Source organism: Phaeodactylibacter xiamenensis (assembly GCF_000759025.1).
GTDB lineage: Bacteria > Bacteroidota > Bacteroidia > Chitinophagales > Saprospiraceae > Phaeodactylibacter > Phaeodactylibacter xiamenensis.
This window is the reverse complement of record NZ_JPOS01000048.1, coordinates 1-1269: the sequence shown is the minus strand read 5'-3', so window position 1 is coordinate 1269 and position 1269 is coordinate 1. Positions and strand designations below refer to the sequence as shown.

At 50.5% G+C, this 1269-nt stretch carries 1 protein-coding gene; it reads right to left on the bottom strand.

Annotated elements, in window-relative coordinates; translation table 11 throughout:
• A partial coding sequence (locus IX84_RS18155; protein WP_044223965.1) for an FG-GAP-like repeat-containing protein occupies positions 1 to 1269 on the bottom strand: 1269 nt, incomplete at both ends.

Below are 1269 nucleotides of genomic sequence, written 5' to 3'. Positions count from 1 at the left end.
AACCACATTGCTTATAATGATCTCCGGTAATGGATCTCTGATCTCTGTGCCGTCAATAACGCCTGTAGTGTTGGCCCCGCAGCTACTTGTAATGGTGTACTCATAATCTGTCCCTGGCTGAAGGGTGCCAGCAGGGATCGTTAATTCAGATGTAGTCAGGCCGGTATAACTGGTGAACTCCTGACCATTGGTATCCAGCACCACGGTATAGGATTGGACCAGCGTATCCGGGTCGGTAATGTCCCAATGCAGGACAACCTCTCCGCCACAATCGTAAGTTATCGTTATGTTTTCTGGTGTGGGGCAGGGGGCTACACAGTCATTTTCATACCACGCTATCTTATCATCATTTAATGAGGCCGATAATACATCCGCATCGCCATCACCGTCCAAATCCATGGCGTATACGGACCTGGCAGCACCATACGATAATATCGTTATGACCTGCTGCGCACCAAAATTGCCGCTGCCGTCATTCTCGTACCACGCTATCTTATCATCATACGAAGAGGCCGATAATACATCCGCGTCGCCATCACCGTCCAAATCCATGGCGTATACGGACCTGGCACCATCCGCTGATGTCGTTATGACCTGCTGCGCACCAAAATTGCCGCTGCCGTCATTCTCGTACCACGCTATCTTATTATCAGAGGCTGATAATACATCCACATCGCCATCACCGTCCAAATCCATGGCGTATACGGAACTGGCACCATCCGCTGATGTCGTTATGACCTGCTGCGCACCAAAATTGCCGCTGCCGTCATTCTCGTACCACGCTATCTTATCATCAAGCGAAGAGGCTGATAATACATCCGCATCGCCATCACCGTCCAAATCCATGGCGTATACGGAACCGGCACCATCCGCTGATGTCGTTATGACCTGCTGCGCACCAAAATTGCCGCTGCCGTCATTCTCGTACCACGCTATCTTATCATCATTTAATGATGCCGATAATACATCCGCGTCGCCATCACCGTCCAAATCCATGGCGTATACGGAAGTGGCACCATCCGCTGATGTCGCTATGGTATTGGACGTAAAGCCCGGATCGGCACAAGGCACAGCACAAGGTATACAACTCCCTCCACAATCCACTCCCGTTTCATCCCCATTCTGAATACCGTCAGAACAATTTGGCGATGCCCCATTCACCGTCACAGTCGCTAAGCAGCTATTTAAATTGCCGGCAGCATCCTCTGCGGTCAGTATGACCTGATTTTGACCGATGTCCGCGCTGGAAAATTGGGTTATATCAAGGGT